The sequence below is a fragment of the Exiguobacterium sp. s193 genome, assembly GCF_018618755.1.
Lineage (GTDB): Bacteria > Bacillota > Bacilli > Exiguobacteriales > Exiguobacteriaceae > Exiguobacterium_A.
Genome location: NZ_JACSMR010000003.1, coordinates 206,410 through 227,221, shown reverse-complemented (window position 1 = coordinate 227,221; position 20,812 = coordinate 206,410). Strand labels below are relative to the sequence as shown.

The window sequence follows — 20,812 nt, the reverse complement described above, 5'->3', positions numbered from 1 at the left end:
GAAGATACGATGAGCCTACACTATAGCGTTCTTGCGAGCGGCTCGACGGGAAATGCCCTCTACATCGAAAGTGAAAAAAGCCGGCTGCTCGTCGATGCCGGATTGACCGGAAAAGCGATGCTTGCGTTGTTCGACCAGATTCACCGGTCACCGGAAGGCATCGATGGGCTGTTCGTCACCCATGAACATTCGGATCATATTAAAGGGGTCGGCATCCTCGCTCGGAAATACAACATTCCGCTCTATGCGAACCAAAAGACATGGGACGCGATGGAAGCGAAAATCGGCAAGATTGATCCCGCCTTGAAGTTCCTCTGGGAAGTCGGCGAAGTGAAACAGTTCGGCGATATTGAAGTTGAATCGTTTAACGTCAGCCATGACGCAGCGGACCCGATGTTTTTCCAATTCGCCCATGAAGGGAAACGGCTCGCCCACATCACGGATACGGGCTACGTCTCGGACCGGATGAAAGGGACGATTCGCGGAGCGGATGCCTACATCTTCGAAGCGAACCATGACATCGGGATGCTCCAGATGGGGCATTATCCGTGGAGCGTCAAACGCCGAATCCTCGGCGACTACGGTCACGTCTCGAACGAAGACGCGGCGGTTGCGATGAGCGAAGTGCTCGATGAGCGGACAAAACGGATCCATATGGCCCATTTGAGCAAGGACAACAACATGAAGGAACTGGCCCGGATGAGTGTCTCCCAGACACTGGCGAGCCGGGACGTCGACCTCAGCAAGATTCAATTGCTTGATACCGATCCCGTCATTCCGACACCACTCCTGAAGCTCTGATTATGGGAAATTACTGAATATGCTCAAAAGACCCCCACATTTGGCTAACTCGTCACGTGATGGGGGTATACTTGTCTAAAGAGAGTTTATGAAGGAGGCATGTGCCGATGGATCGACCTGAAGAACCACGGAATGAATCGGAACAGATCAATCAACCGACGGATGAGGAGAGCGGGTTTCCACCGCGCCGACCGACTGAAGACGAACCGGTCAGTCCTTACCGTGAATCATATGAAGAAGAACAGGAACCCCCGCGTAAACGGGGAGGTGGCGGCAAGGCCTTTTTCGTCGGTTTAATCGGCGGCATCATCGGGGCCTTATTGATCGCCCTCGTCGCGTGGCCGTTCGCCCGCGATCAGATGACGAGTCCGACACCGGCCGAGCCGACGACGGAACAGGCAGCGACGACAGCGACGGAAGCCGAGAACGATATCGTCGGAGCCGTCGGCAAGACGAAGGAAGCCGTCGTCAGTGTGACGAACTTACAAAGTTCGTTCCAAGGGACGGATCAAGAGACGGGATCAGGATCAGGGGTCATCTATAAAAAAGATGGCAATAAAGCGTATGTTGTGACGAACTATCACGTCGTCGAAGGGGCAAGCCGCCTGTCTGTTACGTTATCGGACGGAACGGCGCTCGAAGCGAAAGTCCTCGGCGAAGATCCGACGTATGATTTAGCCGTCTTATCCATCGATGCAGCAAAAGTGACACAGGTCGCAAAAATTGGTGATTCCGATACGTTACGTGCTGGTGAAACGGTCCTCGCGATCGGCAACCCGCTCGGGATCTTCGCAAACTCGGTCACGCGTGGTGTCATCAGCGCCCAGGAACGGACGGTGCCGGTTGATACGAACAAGGATGGGCAGCAGGACTTCAACACGGAAGTCATTCAGACCGATGCAGCGATCAACCCCGGAAACTCAGGCGGCGCACTGATCAATACGTCCGGCCAATTGATCGGTATCAACTCGATGAAGATTGCCGAAGCAAGCGTCGAAGGCGTCGGTTTTGCGATTCCGATCAACGAAGCGTTACCAATTATGCGTGACCTCGAACAGAACGGCGAAGTCGTGCGTCCGCAACTCGGGATTCAGATTCGGGACGTCCAGGAGTTCCCAAGCGGCTACCGTGAGGACCGCCTGAAACTGCCGAGTGACGTGACGAAAGGAATCGTCGTCGTCGGTCTGACGAAAAACAGTGGAGCGGCAAAAGCAGGGATGAAAGCAAATGATGTCATCGTCGAAATTGACGGGAAGAAAATCGGTTCATTCGCAGACCTCAAGAGTGTTCTGTACCGTGATGCGAAAGTCGGGCAGACCGTCAAAGTGATGTTCTACCGGAATGGGGATAAACAGTCCCTTGATGTGAAGTTGTCGGCACAAGCGGCGACGGTGCAATAAGAGAAAAGTAGAACTACCCGTGTTGCTGCGGGTAGTTTTTTTGTGAGGAATGGATTGTGTTTTTCATCGTGTCTTGCTGTCACGCGCTTTCCTCAGGCGAGGAACGAGCCGTTGGCTTCTTGCCTGACGGCAGATGCCAGGGTCTCGTGTTCCTCTGACAGCACGGCCGAGCCGTGCTTTTTCCTGTAGGAGTCGCGTGCAGCCGACACGATGAGCAGTAGGTTAATCATGAAGCGAAAAGAAGCGAGAATACCAAGCATGTGGATAACTTTTAAGCGGTTGAAGAAGCTGATTTTTGTTATACTGGTAGCGGATAACTGTGGATAACTAAAAAGGAGGAGAAGACCTGTGGATAAATATGTCTGTTTGGAACACGTCGAGTTAGCACTGGACGAAGTGGTTGATGAAACGGAAGAATACCCGATTTTGGAAGAAGTGAATTCAGAAAAAATCGTCACATGCGAGTACTGTGATCAGCCCGCAACATATCTTGTGTCAAGCAAAAAATAATTATCAACATGTGGACATGTGGATAACTCTGTGGATAACTCCTGAATTTTCTGTCAGAAAGCGAGAAAAATGATGCAAATTACCATTATCACGGTCGGAAAGCTGAAAGAGAAGTACTTGAAGCAAGGGATTGCCGAATATACGAAACGGCTTGGCGCCTATTATTCGATTCAAGAAATCGAAGTGCCGGACGAAAAAGCACCGGAACAATTAAGTGACGCCGAAATGCAGCAAGTGAAGAAAAAAGAGGGCGAACGGATTTTAGCAAAGATTGGACCGGATGTTCATGTCTACGCACTTGCTATCGAAGGAAAGCAACGGACGAGTGAACAGTTTGCGACAGAACTCGATCGACTGGCGACGTACGGCAAAAGTAAAATCGCGTTTGTCATCGGCGGATCACTTGGTCTCGCACCGGAAGTCATGCAACGGGCAAACGATACGATTTCGTTCTCGAAAATGACATTTCCCCATCAATTGATGAAGATGATTTTGTGTGAGCAGATTTACCGGGCATATCGGATTAATCGGAATGAGCCGTATCATAAGTGAATAGAATTGAAAAGAAAGACCATCTGAAACGTTAAGTAGCGTTCCAGATGGTCTTTCTTATGTACAGGATGCATTCTATTAGTGATGCATTATTGAAACAAAGAAGGAAAATTTAAAAGAGTACGTTTTAGAAACGGCAGTGAATGAGCGGAAAGGTACATCAGTATGATACTTCTGAATAAAAAAATGAGTAGCGACTGTTACATAGTAGTTAGCAAGTAATCTTTTTTTTATAGGCATTATGTTCGTAAGGTGAGGTATTACGGATAAATCACTATTGACAGTAAATAATAAAAAACCATTGTAAAATTAAGGAATGAAACCGATACTTATTATGAAATGCTATCTTTTATCAGTATAGAAATCAATTTAAGAATCGGGGGAAATAACGTGTTACCTATTTCTATTTCAGAGTTAGACCGTATTAAAGCAGAGTGTAATGCAATAGTGAATAAACGAGCATCGGCTTCAGCTGCAGTAGCAGTTGTACCCATTCCTGGAGCAGATGTAGGAGCAGATGTTGTCATCATGATGGAGCTTCTTCCTGCAATTAATCGAAAGTTTGGATTATCCCCTGAACAGATTGATCAGCTCGATTCTGAGATAAAAGGAAGACTTGCTGTTATCATTTCTTCAGTCGGTAGCGAACTAGTTGGTAAGTACATTACAAAAACAGTAGTGGCACAGTTACTGAAAAAAATGGGAGCTAAAATGGCAATTAAACAGGTCACAAAATACGTTCCCTTTGTGGGTCAGGCTGTATCGGCCGGAATTAGCTTTGGTGCGATGAAATACTTGGGAAATGCACACATCGAAGAGTGTTATGCGGTATGTAAACGAGCGATGGAATCCAATCAGTATCAAGAAGTCTAAACTCAAGAGGTGAGGTGATTGATATTGATTACTTCACCTCTTTTTAACGAAATTTTGACATATGCTCTAAGCCAGGAGTGTAATGATACAGACTTAAGGAGATTTTACAGATGAAGAAACTAATCATGAATATGTTTATTGTGTTATTAATTCTCGGAGTGGTCGGTGCGGGAGCCGTTTTCTATTTCAAACCTTCTCTCTTTTCTACGACTAAAAGCTCTGACACTGCTCTTGTAAAAGAACGGTTAGTAGAATTATCGGAATGGACTACTTTGAAATATGAATACAGCAAAGTCATAGTCAGTCGAAGCAGTAAAAAGATACCGTTCACCGACACGAAGCTAGCAGAGGCAATCAAACTAATTGAATATAATGGTTATTTAAAAGCGGGAACAGACCTTTCGAAATTACAGATCTCTTACGACGAAACAACCAAGCAATTATTCGTTAAAGTTCCAAACGCGACGATTCTTGATAATGTTGCGGATACAGATACAGCCAAGGTAACGGATGTCAAAGGGAATATTTTTTCTGACTATCCATCGCAGCAGATTTTCGATGACATTAATAAAGAAAAAAGAAAAATTGAAGAGGAAAAAATCGAGCAGGGTTTTTTGAAAGAAGCAGATGAACGAATTAAAAAACTATTAACCTCTTTCCTTAAAACAAACGGATATAACGATGTGAAGATTGAACTTTACTGAATGAATGATACAAGACGGTCATAGATGGCCGTCTTTTTCATCCGATACGTAGAAGTAACAGACCAAGGAAATTTACTGATGACAATCATAAGAAGAGGAAGGGTGAGAAGAACCATGAAAACACGATTATTAGGAAATACCGGAATCGAAGTCTCGGAAATCGGTTTTGGTGCATGGCAGTTAGGCAATGAAAAAGATTGGGGTAAAATGGCCGACTCGGATGCGGTACGGTTAGTCGAACAAGCAATCGATGAAGAATGTACCTTTTTTGATACGGCACCTAATTATGGAGCTGGAAAAAGCGAAGAATTGATTGGGAAAGCAGTCAAAGGAAAACGGGATCAAGTCGTGATTAGCAGTAAATGCGGGCATCATTCAAATGGAGAGCAAAATTTTGAACCGAAACAGCTCTTGTTATCAGTCGAAAACAGCTTACGCCGATTACAGACGGATTATCTGGATTGTCTTTTACTGCATAACCCTTCGTTTTCGACATTGACGAGTGAATCTCCACAGTTTGAATTACTCGAACGATTAAAAACGGAAGGTAAAGTTCGGGCCTTCGGTGCTTCGGTCGATACGGGAAAAGAAGTGAAAGAACTCTTAGATCGTACAAACAGCCAGGTGATTGAAGTGATGTTCAATATGTTTCATCAGGAACCTGCGCTGGCGATAAAATCAGCCCATCAACAAGGGGTCGGAATCATTGCTAAGATTCCGCTGGATTCGGGTTGGTTAACTGGAAAATATAATCGACATAGTACATTCAGTGGAATTCGGGATCGCTGGAGCGGCGAAGATATCGAGAAAAGAGCTGCGTTAGTCGCAACTGTACGCCACATTCTCGGTCAAGACCCATCGATGGTGCAAGCGGCATTACAATACATTCTTTCGTACGAAGAGGTGTCGACGACGATTCCTGGAGCTAAAAACAGTAAACAACTGCAGCACAACCTGTCTGCATCCGAAGGTGAGTTGTCGATGGGTGTCCTCGGAGAGATGCGGGGGTTGTGGGAGAATCAGATAAAAAATGCGAAGTTACCGTGGTGAAACAGTCTACGTAAATTAAAAAAATCTGTTTTCGAATTTACCATTTTGGTTTTTAAATTAGATTTTAAATATGGTAAAGTAATTATATGGATTTTATTGAAGGGGGTAATTATATTATGAGAAAATTGATGATTCTATTTTGTCTGATTGTTGCTACGGTTATGTTAGGAGCATGTGGTGATAGTGAATCTTCTTCCTCTAATTCTGAGAATGCTAAAAAAACAGAGGATATAAAAACGAAAGGTAAATTAAAAGAAGAAGATTATGAAAAACTGTATAGTGACCCTAAAAAATATAAAGGTTACGAATTAGAGATTACCGGAAAAGTATTTGCTGAACCTGAAAAGGATGAAAAAGGTACATACATTCAGCTTTGGGCTGATCCAGAAAATGCTGAAAAAAATACATTAGTAGCTATAAATGATCCGAAATTTAAAATTAAAACAGATGATTATGTAAAAGTAGAGGGAATAATTAAAGATGAATTTGAAGGAGAAAATGCTTTCGGAGGAACTATAACAGCACCAATCGTCTTAGCAAAAAATATTGAAGTTGTTGATTATTTAACTGCAGTTTCGCCTACATTGAAAGAAGTTAAAGTGAATAAAGAAATCGATCAATACGGAATTAAGGTGACTTTAAACAAAATTGAAATCGCTGAGAATCAAACTAGAGTTTATATAAAAATTAAAAATGATACAAAAGAAAAAGCTTCATTTTATCCTGGCTCGGCAAAATTAATTGTGGGGAATAAACAACTTGAAGAAGAGTATATTGATTCTGAAACTACCGGACTTCAAGAAATTCAAAACGAGATGTTACCTAATATAGAAACTGAAGGCGTAATTGTTTATCCTGCAATTGATTTAGGAGAAAAACAAATTAAATTAAACGCTGAAGTGTCTTCGGAGAATTATGATTTGGAATTCAAGCCATATATTTTTGATATATCGATAGATTAAAAAGTGCTTAAAAAAGAAGCTCAGGCGAATGTTTTCTACATTCTTGTCCTAGCTTCTTTTTTTATTTTAAGAGCGCTCAAGCACTGAAGCCAACATCCGGTGCACGACTTCGTGGTCGCGGACATCATGCAGCTGGTAATCCTTGCCGGGTAGCGTGTAAACATCGGTTGAACCGACGTAGGAAATCGCGAGTTCGAGTGTGCCGTCTTCCTGACAGGTTGTCCGTAATTCCAGTTCGCCACTGATGACACCGACTTCATTCGTCATCACACCGTGCGTGGCGGTAAACGTAGAGGTTTTCGTTTCCATCGAATCGACTCCTTCTTAATATGTACAGGTGTTCAGCATCGTTTGCAGTGCTGTTTTTTCACTCGACTGTAAACTGAGGTTCCAGCGGCTCTTCGTATGGATCCACATCTTCGAGTAACCACAGCTTGCACCCGCGCGTGTCGGTTTCCAGGTTGATGGATCCTGGTCTCCTTTTGAACGGTTCGAGCTTGCGGAGACGGCAATCAATTGCGGACCGGTAAGATCATTGGCGAACGCTTGGCGTGTCGTTGTCGTCCAGCTGCTTGCACCCGAACGCCAGGCTTCAGCGAGCGGTACGACATGATCGATGTCGAGGTCGGATGGGTTCTTGAACGTCAGTCCATCGTAATAACTGTACCATGAGCCGGACGTGACCGGACAATTGCCGACGTAAGAATCCGCATCGCGCTTGAGGACGACTTGACGGGTATCACAGCCGCTTCCTTGGCTGCTCCAATGCGGGAAGAGATCACGGGAGTAGCCGGTCATCGTGCTTTCGGTCTTGACTGTCAGTGCGTTGAGCTCAGACTGAACGGTGGCTTTTGATGGAAGCCCGGACGGGAGTGCGGAAACGGGTGAGAGGTCGAACTGAAACGCAGTGAGAAACAAAACAAACGATACGGCGAGTAGCTTGATTTTCTGGAACATGAACTGCCTCCTCTTATGTAAGTGTGATGAGAGAATCCTCTCAACTGACTCAGTATCCCATTGAATATTTTGGATAGGATTAAAATCATGTAAACATTACAAAAATTGAACGGAATTGACCTGGATAACATGGCGGCACAAAAAGTACATTCACAAAACTGCTTTAATGGTAAAATAAGGAACTTTTAATGAGGTGAAACGTATTGATTGAGGAAGGGAATGAGATCATGAAAAAAAGGTTACATGTATCCGTTACATCCATCGTTCTTTTAACCGGTTTAGCATTCGGGGTAGCCATTTCACTCGTCTTCGTCCAACGCCACCTCAATACGATTCAGATTGAATCGATTGTCGAGCAGGCAGATGAACGAGGTCTCGGCTACGAATTGGTGATTCATGAACCAATCACGAACTCCTACAGTTTTAGAGCATTCGAACAGGAGTAACAAGAACCCCATCGAAAGGAGAAGTCCGTTGAAAGCATCAGTCAATTTTTACTGTTTTATGCCGTCACGGTGATGATTATTTATGGCGTATCGATTTTTTTACCTGCCGCACTGAATTTCATCGTCTACTTTTCTATCGCGTTGCTGATTGTTCTTGTCGGTTATCTGATCCGGTATTATTTGTTCCGTTCCCGGGCGAAGAATTGAACTCTGTCAGCGAATCTGATTCAAATCTTGTATAGTAAAGGGGTACCTCTGTTCGATTCGAACAGAAGGCACTCCTTTTTTTAGGAGCCATCAGGAATTCAAACGCCAAGGAGCTGAAACGTTACCATGAACAAACAAGACATCAGTGATATCCGTCGCCATTTTAAGGTCGACTCGGAACTGCTTAAAATCAACGAAATTTATAATGTATATATCCGCAAGGAAACGAGTGAAATCTTCTATGAAGAAAGCCGTCCGTTCGCTTTTCTCGAGCTCGAGCAGCAGGAACTGTTCCTTGCGAACTTCAAGAAAGTCCTGACCGGGAAACTCGACATCAAACTGTTTGAGGTCAAGTTCCAGCAGCCGGAAGAAGGGGCGACCGGACATACGCAACAACTGTTGTACGAAGGGCTCTACACGGAAGAAACGGAAGACTGGACGGAGCAGATGCAACAGATTGCGCTGAAGATGGTCCAGGACGTGCAGTACGAAAACGATATCGTCGTCACGTTCATCCGTGGGCAGTATTACAAGACGACGAAACGTCAGGCAGACGAGACGGAGGTCGATAAAAACGATGAAGTCTATACGACACCGTTTATTCTGAGCAGTCTCAATCAGACGGAACTGCCGAAACAGTCACTCGTCTTTGACTATGTCGATCTCGAATTTAAGTCGAACCTGCTGATCAATCCCGTCATCAAACTCGCGTCACCGATCGGTGGCTTTTTATTCCCCTGTTTTACGGACAATGCGGCGGACGTCAACCGTGTCCTCTATACGGCGAGTAAACCGAACAAACCGGACCTTGCCTTCATCGAAAATGTTCTGAACGGGGACCAGATCGTGACGGCGGAAGAAGATAAAGCGGTGTTTGAAGAAATCGTCAAACTCGTCATCGGCGAAGAAGTCGATTCCAAAACGCTTGCCGGCGTCTATGAGGAAGTCAATCACCTGCTTGTGCTTGAGGATGAAAAAGAAGACGAGCCGGAAGAGATTCCGATGCTTGACGTCAAAGAAGTCGAACGGGTCTTAAAAGCGAGCGGCATCGAAGACGTCGACACGGAACAGGTCGAGCGAGCCTTTAAGACAGTCATCGATGATACGGCATACGAGATGAAGGCGAGCAACATCATCCCGAATTATGAAGCGAAGTCGATTAAAATCAATACGAAAGTCGCGAACATCACGGTCAGTCCGCAAGACTTGAAGTACATCAAACAGGTCAATTACAACGGTAAACAGTGTCTGTTGATTGAAGTCGAGGAAGATACAATCATTGACGGCTTTAAGCTTGTTTCGGAAGAAAATATTTTAAGTTAAGTCAAAAAGCCACTCATTTCACGTCATTCCGGTAAGGGAAACACGCGAAAGATGAGTGGCTTTTTTGGAATCATCCAGAATGATTGATTAATCGGATAAAGATGCGTATGATTGGTTTTGTAAGCGGTCTCTTTTGAAAATAAAGGGGGACCTAGAAAATTTTTTAACAATTTACGAAAGCGGTTTCGATACTTATTTTGACAAATGAATGATCTCTGATAAGCAAGCAAATGATGGAGTTAAAGGAGGAAGATGCATGGGACAGGATTATCAGCAATTGGCCGATCGGTTAGCGGGAAAAACGACTGGTGAACTGCAAGATGGCGTTGAAGTCGTCATCAAACCGGTACCGGACCGTCAAGAAAAAGGTGTGCTCGATCCACGCGTTTTGGAAGTCATGATGCAGCAGCAACATGACAGTTCGCCGGCAGGACCGTTTTCACTCGAAGCGGCGCGGGCCGGGATGGGTTGGGTCAATACCGATCTGACGACGACAGACATCACGATGGAAGACATCATGATTCCAAGTACTGAGCAACCGATTCCGGCACGAATCTATCGTCCCCGGTCGACGGAACCGTTACCGGCGGTTGTCTATTTCCACGGCGGCGGCTTTTTCGGCGGGACACTTGAGCCGGTCGAGCACCCGTGTAAGTTGTTGGCAGAACGAGCACACGTCGTCGTCATTTCCGTCGATTACCGGCTGGCACCGGAACATCCTTTCCCGAGCGGTCTGAACGACTGTTTTACGGCCGTCAAATGGGCATACGAACAGGCACATCAGCTCGGCATCAACCGCGAACAGCTGGCCGTTGCCGGCGACAGTGCCGGCGGAAACTTAGCGACCGTCTGTGCGCTACTCGACCGTGAACAACAAACAGAGATGATCCAGTACCAAGTCCTGCTCTATCCGGTCGTCAATCTCGCAGCTCTGCCGACGGATGACTTTGAGTGGCGTCTTGATGCCTACGAAATGAACGAAAATCGGGAGCTGCTTGAAGGGATTGTCACAGCCCTGGAAGACACGGATGGACTGTTAAACCGCTTGTACCTGCAAGGAACGGCGGACGTACAGGATCCGCACGTGTCACCACTTTTCAGTGACAAGCTGGCAGGATTACCGGAAGCATTAATCATCACGGCGGAATACGATTACCTTCGTCTTGAAGGCGAAGCGTACGGACGGAAACTCGCGCGGGCCGGTGTGAAGACAAAACGGATTCAATATAACGGCGTGGATCATGCTTTCATTGAAAAACTCGGACAGTATCCACAAGCGGAAGATTGCATCACGGAAATCGCGAACGGTCTCAAAACAAAATTTATTCAACCAACAGGAAATGAGGGGATGAGCAGATGACGACATATACATTGGATTGGAACGCTTATACGAAACTTGCCCGGAAGACGGTCGCAGAAGGCGCGGTCCTGTTAAAAAATGACTTGCAGACGTTACCGCTTGCTGCGGGGACGACGGTTTCCGTTTTCGGACGCAATCAGTTCAACTATTATAAGAGCGGAACGGGGTCAGGCGGGATGGTCAATGTCTCACATGTAGTCAGTCCGCTCGAAGCGATGCAACACCATCCGGATTTGAGCGTGAACCAGTCACTGCTCGACGTCTACGAAGCTTGGCTTCAGGATCATCCGTTTGATAAAGGCGAAGGCTGGGCGGCAGAACCGTGGTCGCAGGAAGAAATGCCGGTTACGGATGAAATCGTCGCTGCGGCAGCGTCGCAATCGGACGTCGCGATCGTCATGATCGGACGGACGGCAGGGGAAGACCGCGATAATACGGCGGATCCGGGTAGTTACCTGCTGACGGACGTCGAGTTGGCACTGATTAAAAAAGTCTCCGGAGCATTTTCGAAGACGGTCGTCTTACTGAACGTCGGCAATGTCATCGATATGCAGTGGGCAGTCGATTTCAATCCGAGTGCGATTCTGTATGGATGGCAAGGCGGGATGGAAGGTGGCAACGCACTGGTCGATCTCTTGACAGGAGCAGTCACACCGTCCGGGAAACTGCCGGATACGATTGCCCGCTCACTCGATGCGTATCCGTCGACGCCGTACTTCGGTCACGAAGACCGGGCGATTTACAAAGAAGACATTTATGTCGGGTACCGTTACTTCGAGACGTTTGCGAAAGACGACGTTCTCTATCCGTTCGGCTTCGGCTTATCGTATACGACGTTTGATGTCGCGACGGAGACGGTCGATATGACGGAGCAACAGGTGACGTTAACCGTCAACGTCACGAATACGGGGACGCACAGCGGAAAAGAAGTTGTCCAGGTCTATCTTGAGAAACCACAAGGGAAGCTCGGCAATCCGTCGCGCGGACTTGTGACGTTCGCGAAGACCCAACTCCTTGAAGCGGGTCAAAGTGAAACGCTGACTTTAACGGTTCCGCTGACGGAATACGCGAGCTACGATGACTCCGGTCTGACCGGTCATAAATCGTCTTACGTCATCGAAGCGGGAGCGTATCATCTGTACGTCGGAACAGACGTCCGGACGGCGGCGCATGTGGCGACGCAAACGATCGGGCAGTTACAGGTGATCGAGACGTTAAGCGAAAACATGGCACCGGTCACGGCATTCGACCGCTTGAAGCCGCAACAGACGGAGACCGGTTACGGCGTGTCGTACGAAGCGACACCGTTGCGGACGGTTGATCCGGAAGCCCGTCGCTTAGCGGAACGTCCGGCAGAGCGGACCTATTCGGACGATCAAGGACTGACATTGAAGGACGTCTCCGAAGGCAAGACATCACTCGACATGTTCCTCGATCAGCTGACGGATGAGGATCTCGCCGCAATCGTCCGTGGTGAAGGGATGAACTCACCGCGCGTCACGCCGGGAACGGCGGCGGCGTTTGGCGGCGTGACCGACCGGCTGACGGCGTTCGGTATCCCGGCAGCCTGCTGTGCCGACGGTCCGTCCGGCATCCGGATGGATATCGGAACCAAAGCCTTTTCGCTTCCGAACGGGACGCTTGTCGCCTCGACCTTTAACGTCGAGCTCGTGGCTGACTTATTTGAGATGACAGGTCTTGAACTTCGGAAAAACGGCGTCGATACCTTGCTCGGACCGGGGATGAACATTCACCGTCATCCGCTCAACGGGCGAAACTTCGAGTACTTCTCGGAAGATCCGCACCTGACGGGGATGATGGCGGTCGCTGAACTGGACGGGATGCACCGGGTCGGCGTCACGGGAACACTCAAACACTTAAGTGCCAACAACCAGGAGTTCCACCGTCACGACCTGGACTCGATCGTCTCGGAACGGGCACTACGGGAGATTTATCTCAAAGGTTTCGAACATGCCGTCAAACGCGGACAGGCGTACGCGATCATGACGACGTATGGTGCCGTCAATGGTCTCTGGACCGCAGGACTCTATGATCAGAACACCCGGATTCTCCGTGACGAGTGGGGCTTTGACGGTGTCGTCATGACCGACTGGTGGGCGAAAATCAATGCCGAAGGAACGGACGCCAACCGGCAACAGACGGCGACGATGGTCCGTTCGCAAAACGATCTCTACATGGTCGTCGGGGAACCGGGGGCGAATCCGTTTGAGGATGATACGTTGTCGTCGCTTGCAGACGGGACGTTGACACGGGCGGAGTTGTTACGGAGTGCGGCGAACATCTGTCAGTTCATCCTCCGGTCACCGGTCATGGAGCGAACGCTTGGTCAGGAAGCGACGGTCGACGTCACCGGATTACCGGAAGAAACGGATGATCTGCACGAACAGGCGGTGACGCACCAGCAACTTCAGAGTGGTGTTCCGATTGTCTTCGACGAACTCGATACGTCGACCGGAAGCAGTCATGTCTTTGCCGTGACGGCAGAAGAAACGGGCATGTATCACGTCACGTTCGAAGCCCGGTCGTACGCGGGGGAACTCGCACAGATGCCGGTGACGTTGTTTGCGAACAACATGCCGGTCGCGACGTTTACGTTCAACGGGACAAACGGCGAATGGGTGACGCAGACAAAAGACGTCTTCGTCTTTAATCCGCACAACTATTTCAAGTTGTACTTTGCACTCGGTGGGTTGGAGCTCAAAAACATCACCTTTACGTTAACGGAATCGTTCCATATGAAAAACGGGTAAACTAAACGTCAGGCGGTGTATTGCTGCCTGGTGCAGACTGTAGACAAAGTGCTATCGGGAGATCAAGCGTCTTTTTTCGTTGCTTTCCTCGGGCGAGGCGCAAGCCGTTGCTCCTTGGTCCTCACGGACAACGAGCAGGGTCTTGCCTGCCTCTGAAAGTGCGTTGAAAACGCACTTTTCCCCGTAGGAGTCAACGAAACGTGACGCTTTTTAGGTAATACCGTGTCGGAAAGCGGCGCATGCAGATGGTTTAGAGCGCAATCCGTCTTGATATCGCATGTTCACGCTTCTTAAGCGTTTGTCTACACGCTGGACCAGGCAGTCATTTGCTGTCTGGTGTTTGATGTGTTTAAAAGGAGGACCCGATGCAATTCTCAAAAATTAAAAAGCAGATCTTATCGTTCGTCGCACCACCGCTTCAGCCGCGTATAAATCTGTATGCGACCGTCGACCGTCATTTTCACGATGGTGAAGCTCGAGTCTGGATGACGCTGGATGGAGAACCCTTTTTTAAGGCGGAAGATTTGCGTTTTACGTTGGAAGCAGACCGGCGTTATGCGTTAGCAAAAGCACGGTTACCGAAAAAGCCGGAACGGATTACGTTGGAAATCTTTCAATCAGACTGGTATAAGGCATCAAGTGAATTAGACCAGCAAATCGAACGTGAGTTGGAACAAGAGGGATGGCATGCCAATTATGCCGTCCAGCAGGATTTGCTGCTGTATCCGACGCTCTCGATTGAAGAGGCGTTGACGCATCCCCATTCCTTCATCCGCGGCTTTGCCTTGCTCGACCGGCGTGTCGGAAAACGGCGGCTCGAACGGGTGACCTGCGACACACCATTTGAATTCACCTGTTTAAAGATTCGACTGGAAGCGGAAGCGAACTAACGACAAAAAAGAGCAAGGCGCGGGGCCTTGCTCTTTTGCATGATTACATTAAATCGAAAACGAATTAACGGCGTGAATGCCTTCTTGTTCGACGAACTCGTCGAGCAGCGCCCGGACGTCATCCGTTGAATTTGTCTCCATCAAACGGGCGCGCAGTTCGCTTGCCCCGCGGAAACCACGAACATAAATCTTAAAGAACCGGCGGAGCGGTTTGAAGAGACGGGGTTCGAATTCAGATGAATATTGATCGTGCAGGTCGAGTTGCAGACGTAACAGATCAAGTAACTCTTCGCTCGAGTGCTCTTTCTTTTCGACTTCGAACGCAAACGGATTATGGAAAATCCCGCGGCCGATCATGACGCCGTCGACACCGTACTGCTCGACGAGTTCCAGACCGTGCTGCCGGTCATTGATGTCCCCGTTGATCGTCAGGAGTGTTTGCGGCGCGATTTCATCCCGGAGTTTCTTGATTTCCGGAATCAGTTCGAAGTGCGCCGGGACAGCACTCATTTCTTTACGCGTCCGTAAGTGAATCGAGAGGTTGGCGATGTCCTGTTCGAGAATATGACGTAACCAGTCGTGCCACTCCTCGACTTTCGAATAGCCGAGACGTGTCTTGACGCTGACCGGCAGACCGCCGGCTTTTGCGGCCTGAATCAGTTCAGCTGCGACATCGGGACGGTTGATCAGTCCCGATCCCTTTCCGTTGACGGCGACGTTTTGCACCGGGCAGCCCATGTTGATGTCGATGCCCTTAAAGCCCATTTCCGCCATCCCGATACTCATCTCACGGAAATATTCCGGTTTGTCGCCCCAAATATGGGCGACCATCGGCTGTTCGTCTTCCGTGAACTCGAGTCGTCCACGGACACTCTGTTTGCCTTTCGGATGACAGTAACTTTCCGTATTCGTAAATTCAGTGAAGAAGACATCCGGCCGCGCTGCTTTCGCGACGACGTGACGGAAGACGACGTCCGTGACATCTTCCATTGGAGCAAGTACAAAAAATGGTCGTGGCAGGTCCTGCCAAAAGTTGTTTTTCATCGTATATAAAACCCTTTCCTTAAGGTAATTCGTTTTGCACAATTAAAATTTCATCAACTATATACTTTAAGCGTATTGCAGAAAAAGTGCAAGCGGCTGACTCTACAGGTCGTAGGAGTCAGCTGCTTGCACACGTCAATCATTTCAGTGGATTGTAGTTCAGTGCCGTCGCTTTCGTGACATGACCATTTTGGTCCTTGTAGATGATATGTTCAGCTGTCAGCTGTGTCGGGCTTTCAAGTCCGGCCGCTGCCGTCAAATTATAGAGACCTTCCCGAAGCGAGATGATGTAGTTCGTCACCCGGAAGCTCTTCTCGTCGACGATGAGGGCTTTTTGCAGTTTCGGATCCGTCGTCGCGACACCGACCGGACAATGGTTTGTGTGACAGACTTGCGCCTGGATGCAACCGACGTTGAACATCAGGCCGCGGGCGATGTTGACGAAATCAGCACCGAGCCCTAAGGCGACGGCAATCTTATCGGCACTGATCAACTTACCGGACGCAAACAGTTTGATTCGGTCACGAATCCCGTATGCGACGAGGAGCTGATGGACATAGGGGAGCGCCGATTTTATCGGAAGACCCGCCGCGTCGGCAAGCTCCTGGAACGACGCTCCAGTCCCGCCTTCGCCGCCGTCAATCGTAATGAAATCAGGGTGTTTGCCGGACTCCGCCATGTAGGCGACAAGATCTTTGATATCATCGACTTTCCCGACGACGATTTTGATACCAACCGGTTTCCCACCGATGTCACGCAACTTCTCAACGAACGTCAGCATCTCGGCATTCGTCTTGAACTCATTAAAGCGGTTCGGGCTATCGATGCCGACACCGGCTTTGACTTTCCGGACCTTGGCGATCTCCGGTGTGACTTTTTCGCCTTCCAGGTGCCCGCCGCGCGTTTTTGCACCTTGGGCAAGCTTTAATTCGAATGCTTTGACTTGGGGAATTTGACTTTTCTTTTCAAATTCTTCGAATGAAAAGTCACCGTCTTCCGTCCGGACACCAAACAGTCCGGGACCGATTTGGCAAATGATATCGACGTCGCCTTTTAAATGATGGTCGGACAGACCGCCTTCGCCCGTGTTCATCCAGGCGCCTTGAGCGCGTCCGAGGCCAATCGACAGTGCAGTGATCGCCCGGTCTCCAAGTGCACCGAAGCTCATCGCCGATTGTCCAATCAGTCCACGGACTTGAAACGGCTGGCGGCACGTCGCTTGACCGATGATGGGGGCGTCGTCGTCCCGTAATAAAAAGGGCGCGACCTGTTTTTCGACGAGATGTTCTTTCCGGGTGAATAAATTATCTTTATCGAGTTCATATAAGTAGGTCGGGACTTTGTTATCGTTCGCGACCCGGAGTTCATCGCGATTCGTCGGAAAGAGGGCATTCTGGATATAAAAACCGGCTTCATCGAAGTCACGTTCTGATCCAAAACCGAGAATCCGTGAATTGTATTTACCGGCGATGACGGCTGATTTGTAATCGTTTCGGGAAAATGGTTTCCCTTCATTATTGTTTAAGAACAGGTATTGCCGAAGTTCCGGGCCCATTTTTTCTAAGATATAGCGCATTTTACCGAGGACGGGAAAATTTCGGAGGACGGCATGTTCTTTTTGACGGGAGTCGGTCATCCATAAGTAGAGAACAAAGACGAGCGGGACGATGAAGACAAGCGCAATAAGTAAAAGTAAAGTAATCAAGATGACAGTATTGATGGGCATGAGTGGACCTCCTAAGTGGACTATAGTCTTATTCTGATACCACTCACGACACGCTAACAAACCTAACTAACTATGTGAAATATTCGTATTGTGTTGAAACTAAATGCTGGTGTGATGCGTAGAGTAGTAAAACTTCTGAATTTCGAAAGGATGAAGAGCCATGCACACACTTTACATGAAACAGAAAGTATTCAGTTTACGGGGACGTTTTTCGATTCAAGATCAGCAGGAACAGGATGTCTATCTTGTCGAAGGAAGCTTCATGCAGATTCCGAAGACCTTTTCGATTTCGAGCGTCGATGGGGAAGAAGTCGCCCTCATCACGAAGAAAGTATTCAGCCTGTTGCCGAAGTTTTTTGTTGAGGTCGATGGCGAAACACTGACGATCGAAAAATCATTTACATTCTTTAAAGACCGTTACACGATTGACGCGGCAGATTTGGAAATCGACGGCGATTGGTGGGACATGGATTTTCAAATCAAACGTCATGGTGAAGTCGTCGGGAGCGTCGAGAAAAAATGGTTCACGTTTGGTGACAGCTACGAGATTCAAGTCTTTGCTCCTGATGTCGAGAAGGTGTTGATCGCGCTGGTCGTCGCAATTGACTGTGTCAAAGAGGACGAAGAAGCAAGTTCATAACCAATCGAACCCAGGGAGGAACCGATGAAACTACTTTTGATGAACCAGACGATCGATTTGAACCGACGTTTTACCATTCAAGATGAAGCCGGACACGTCACGCATGAAGTGACCGGACAGTTGTTGCAAATGCAGAAAAATTGGCAACTCGTGCAAGAAGCTGCCGAGATCGGCCGCGTGACGAAACAGACGTTCAGCATGCTGCCGCATATCCTTGTGGAAGTGGACGGACGTGTCGTTGCGACCATTCAAAAAACCGGATTTTTGATGTTTTCGGATTACCGGATTGACAGTCGGAACCTGAAAATCGACATCAACTGGGTGACGATGACGTTTAGTGTCACGTATCAAGGAAACAAAATCGGTCAAGGCAAAAGACGGTGGGTTCGCCTCATCAAACAGTACGAACTGACACTGTTTGATGAGGCGGCGGAGACACTGTTTTTAAGTGTCGTGCTCGGACTCGACCGGGCGAAAGCAGACAAAACGGTCTCGGCGCTGTTTGCGGATAATTGGGCAGGGGGGAAGAAGTAAATGGAACAATGGGATATCTATACAGCGGACCGCGAGAAAACAGGACGGACATGGACACGGGGAAAGAAGTTACAAGCGGGCGATTATCATGTAGTCGTCCACGTCTGTCTGTTTAACTCAAGCGGCGAAATGTTAATTCAGCAACGGCAACCTTTTAAAGAAGGCTGGTCCAACTTATGGGACTTGACCGTCGGGGGAAGTGCCGTCGCGGGAGACACGAGCCAGCAGGCGGCAGCACGGGAGCTGTTTGAAGAGATTGGCCTGCGCTATGATTTTGAGGGCATGCGTCCACATTTGACGTCGCATTTTGATGAAGGGTTTGATGATGTTTACTTAATTGAGGCAGATATCGATTTGTCTACACTCGTCTTACAACAAGAAGAAGTGCAAGCTGTCGCCTGGGCGACGGAGGAGGAAATCATCGCCCGGATTCAAGCAGGGACGTTCATTCCGTACCATGAAGGGTTGATTCCGATGCTGTTTGCGTTACGTAAACAACGTGGCAACATCACATCATACGCGTTATTGTAACTAAAAACCCATCGTATTTCCGTCAGGAAACACGATGGGTTTTCGTGATGTTACGCCGTTTTTTCTGAAGCAGGTTGTGGCTGCTTCGGTTTTGTTTCAGGTAAGAAGAAGCTGAATAACAGATAAGTCGAACAGCTGACGAAAAAGACGACCATCGAGACGGTATAGCCCATATGACCGAGGGCATAACTCCAAATGATGGTGAAAATCGTCTGCGTCGCATAAGCGATTGCCCAAAACAGACCGAAGAGCACGGTGATTTTTTGCGGGGTCATCCCTTTCATCTCATGCGCCAAGTTCATGAAAATCGGATACTGGATGTACATCGCAAAACCGGAAATGAAGGCAAAGATGTACGAAACGAGTGGCGAGATGTTGCCGAACGCAACCGTAACGATGAAACTACCAATCATGATGAGGCCGCTAGTCAGGAGAATCGGTTTTCGCGGTGTTCCGCGACTGCCGATTTTCAGACCAACAAAAGTTCCGATGATTCCGGCACCGGAGACGAGCAGATTGACGAGTGATCCGTTTAGTTCGGTATACGTATCGAAAACCGGTTTGAGACCGACGAGCGACAAAATGTAGAGCGTCAAGAAGCCGCCGAACGCTAAGGCGTACATCCAAAGGAATCCGTCTTTGATGGCATCGCGATAGCCATAGGCCGTGACGACTTCATTTTGATCGCTTGCTGCATTTAAGTCGAATTCTTCACTGAACATCAACCAGGCAAGGAACAGGACTGCTGTCAACGCAGCAAAAATCGTCAATGTCAGTTGCCAGTTGTTCGTGAACTGGGTCGCAAAAAACGTAAACAGTAATGAAACGAGGAATGCTCCGACATTATACGAGACGGTATTGAGCGCATTGATTCGCAGTTTTTCCGTCGGATCACTGATGTAGCGGGTGACGACCGGATTCATGTAGACGATGACCATCGAACCGCCGAGACCCATGACCATCCGTGCTGCTGTATAGGCCCAGTAGTTCGGCAGATAAATGGCGACGATCGCCATCATCAGGAACAACAGGGCGAGCATCGGTGCTTTTTTCGGTCCCAGTTTCATCAGGATGAGTGCCGCCAGGATGTTCGCAAAGACGCGTGCGGTCGTGATCGAGTAATTGACGAGCTGTGAAATCAGTGGATCAACCGTCCGGTCCCCGAAGAAATGAGCCGTGATTTGCGGAGTCAGGGAGGATCCGGCGACCCAGTTCATGGCGAACGTCGCATACGCGAACCAGAGAACAGCCATCATCAAATACCCTTTTCGTGCGTGACTTGCTTGTGTAGACATAACATACCCCTTCTTTTCTTAAGACAATTCCCTGTAGAGACAGGGATTCGAACTACTTCACTTTGTTATCAATTCGTTAAATGTAGTCGAGTTCGAAGGGGAAGTAAAATAGATAATTCTTATAAGAACTATAAGTAAATAGCATGAATAGAAACTTAATTCATTCTTTAAAAGAATGAATTAATACTGATTCTTTTAATCCATTTTTTGGATATAATTAATAAAAGGAAAAGGAG

21 protein-coding genes are annotated in these 20,812 nt (G+C 48.0%); 16 read left to right on the top strand and 5 right to left on the bottom strand.

Annotated elements, in window-relative coordinates; genetic code table 11:
* The first annotated feature begins 9 nt into the window (after positions 1-9).
* The 8 genes from KNQ04_RS07130 to KNQ04_RS07095 all read left to right on the top strand — a co-directional run bounded on the left by KNQ04_RS07130 (position 10) and on the right by KNQ04_RS07095 (position 6,852).
* A complete protein-coding gene (locus KNQ04_RS07130) occupies positions 10-801 on the top strand; it encodes an MBL fold metallo-hydrolase (protein WP_214848589.1) in 792 nt (263 codons plus the stop codon).
* Positions 802-908: 107 nt separating this feature from the next.
* Positions 909-2,201 (top strand): S1C family serine protease, encoded by a 1,293-nt coding sequence (locus KNQ04_RS07125; RefSeq protein ID WP_214848586.1) that lies wholly within the window; start codon positions 909-911, stop codon positions 2,199-2,201.
* A gap of 348 nt (positions 2,202-2,549) precedes the next feature.
* Positions 2,550-2,711, top strand: coding sequence for a CxxH/CxxC protein (locus KNQ04_RS07120; RefSeq protein ID WP_214848583.1), 162 nt, complete (start codon positions 2,550-2,552; stop codon positions 2,709-2,711).
* Positions 2,712-2,783: 72 nt separating this feature from the next.
* Positions 2,784-3,263 carry a 23S rRNA (pseudouridine(1915)-N(3))-methyltransferase RlmH gene (gene rlmH / locus KNQ04_RS07115; protein ID WP_214848731.1) on the top strand — a complete coding sequence of 160 codons (480 nt, stop codon included), beginning with the start codon at positions 2,784-2,786 and terminating at the stop codon, positions 3,261-3,263.
* Positions 3,264-3,653: 390 nt separating this feature from the next.
* Positions 3,654-4,136, top strand: a complete 483-nt coding sequence (locus KNQ04_RS07110) for a hypothetical protein (protein ID WP_214848580.1) — start codon at positions 3,654-3,656, stop codon at positions 4,134-4,136.
* 110 nt (positions 4,137-4,246) lie between these two features.
* Positions 4,247-4,840, top strand: a complete 594-nt coding sequence (locus KNQ04_RS07105; protein ID WP_214848577.1) for a DUF4230 domain-containing protein — start codon at positions 4,247-4,249, stop codon at positions 4,838-4,840.
* A 114-nt stretch (positions 4,841-4,954) separates the two neighbouring features.
* Entirely contained in the window at positions 4,955-5,890 is a 936-nt protein-coding gene (locus KNQ04_RS07100; RefSeq protein ID WP_214848575.1) for an aldo/keto reductase, read from the top strand.
* A 116-nt stretch (positions 5,891-6,006) separates the two neighbouring features.
* Complete coding sequence (locus KNQ04_RS07095) at positions 6,007-6,852, top strand: DUF4352 domain-containing protein (RefSeq protein WP_214848573.1); 846 nt, start codon at positions 6,007-6,009, stop codon at positions 6,850-6,852.
* A 66-nt stretch (positions 6,853-6,918) separates the two neighbouring features.
* On the opposite strand, the gene KNQ04_RS07090 is transcribed toward KNQ04_RS07095, so the two are convergent.
* Positions 6,919-7,161 (bottom strand): hypothetical protein, encoded by a 243-nt coding sequence (locus KNQ04_RS07090; protein ID WP_214848571.1) that lies wholly within the window; start codon positions 7,159-7,161, stop codon positions 6,919-6,921.
* A gap of 15 nt (positions 7,162-7,176) precedes the next feature.
* A complete protein-coding gene (locus KNQ04_RS07085) occupies positions 7,177-7,809 on the bottom strand; it encodes an HNH endonuclease family protein (protein WP_214848569.1) in 633 nt (210 codons plus the stop codon).
* Positions 7,810-8,036: 227 nt separating this feature from the next.
* Between KNQ04_RS07085 and KNQ04_RS07080 the strand changes: the two genes are divergently transcribed.
* The 5 genes from KNQ04_RS07080 to KNQ04_RS07060 all read left to right on the top strand — a co-directional run bounded on the left by KNQ04_RS07080 (position 8,037) and on the right by KNQ04_RS07060 (position 14,806).
* Complete coding sequence (locus KNQ04_RS07080) at positions 8,037-8,255, top strand: hypothetical protein (RefSeq protein WP_214848567.1); 219 nt, start codon at positions 8,037-8,039, stop codon at positions 8,253-8,255.
* Positions 8,256-8,588: 333 nt separating this feature from the next.
* Positions 8,589-9,785 carry a DUF4317 domain-containing protein gene (locus tag KNQ04_RS07075; protein ID WP_214848565.1) on the top strand — a complete coding sequence of 399 codons (1,197 nt, stop codon included), beginning with the start codon at positions 8,589-8,591 and terminating at the stop codon, positions 9,783-9,785.
* A gap of 256 nt (positions 9,786-10,041) precedes the next feature.
* Positions 10,042-11,145, top strand: coding sequence for an alpha/beta hydrolase (locus tag KNQ04_RS07070; protein ID WP_214848562.1), 1,104 nt, complete (start codon positions 10,042-10,044; stop codon positions 11,143-11,145).
* Entirely contained in the window at positions 11,142-13,916 is a 2,775-nt protein-coding gene (locus KNQ04_RS07065) for a glycoside hydrolase family 3 protein (protein WP_214848559.1), read from the top strand. Before KNQ04_RS07070 ends, KNQ04_RS07065 begins: the two co-directional genes overlap by 4 nt.
* Positions 13,917-14,281: 365 nt before the next feature.
* Positions 14,282-14,806 carry a FixH family protein gene (locus KNQ04_RS07060; protein WP_214848556.1) on the top strand — a complete coding sequence of 175 codons (525 nt, stop codon included), beginning with the start codon at positions 14,282-14,284 and terminating at the stop codon, positions 14,804-14,806.
* 48 nt (positions 14,807-14,854) lie between these two features.
* On the opposite strand, the gene KNQ04_RS07055 is transcribed toward KNQ04_RS07060, so the two are convergent.
* Both KNQ04_RS07055 and KNQ04_RS07050 read right to left on the bottom strand, forming a co-directional pair.
* The gene (locus KNQ04_RS07055; protein WP_214848553.1) at positions 14,855-15,850 is read right to left on the bottom strand and encodes a tRNA dihydrouridine synthase; all 996 of its coding nucleotides are present in this window, start codon (positions 15,848-15,850) and stop codon (positions 14,855-14,857) included.
* Between the two features lie 139 nt (positions 15,851-15,989).
* Positions 15,990-17,576 carry an FMN-binding glutamate synthase family protein gene (locus KNQ04_RS07050; RefSeq protein WP_214848550.1) on the bottom strand — a complete coding sequence of 529 codons (1,587 nt, stop codon included), beginning with the start codon at positions 17,574-17,576 and terminating at the stop codon, positions 15,990-15,992.
* Positions 17,577-17,736: 160 nt separating this feature from the next.
* Between KNQ04_RS07050 and KNQ04_RS07045 the strand changes: the two genes are divergently transcribed.
* Genes KNQ04_RS07045 through KNQ04_RS07035 form a run of 3 tightly spaced genes read left to right on the top strand, consistent with a single transcriptional unit; the run spans position 17,737 to position 19,281 of the window.
* Positions 17,737-18,216 carry an LURP-one-related/scramblase family protein gene (locus tag KNQ04_RS07045; RefSeq protein WP_214848547.1) on the top strand — a complete coding sequence of 160 codons (480 nt, stop codon included), beginning with the start codon at positions 17,737-17,739 and terminating at the stop codon, positions 18,214-18,216.
* Positions 18,217-18,240: 24 nt separating this feature from the next.
* Positions 18,241-18,750, top strand: a complete 510-nt coding sequence (locus KNQ04_RS07040; RefSeq protein WP_214848534.1) for an LURP-one-related/scramblase family protein — start codon at positions 18,241-18,243, stop codon at positions 18,748-18,750.
* Positions 18,751-19,281, top strand: coding sequence for an NUDIX hydrolase (locus tag KNQ04_RS07035; protein WP_214848532.1), 531 nt, complete (start codon positions 18,751-18,753; stop codon positions 19,279-19,281). It abuts the gene before it with no gap.
* 50 nt (positions 19,282-19,331) lie between these two features.
* On the opposite strand, the gene KNQ04_RS07030 is transcribed toward KNQ04_RS07035, so the two are convergent.
* On the bottom strand, positions 19,332-20,576 hold the full coding sequence (locus KNQ04_RS07030; RefSeq protein ID WP_214848530.1) for an MFS transporter: 1,245 nt from the start codon (positions 20,574-20,576) through the stop codon (positions 19,332-19,334).
* Between the last annotated feature and the right edge of the window lie 236 nt (positions 20,577-20,812).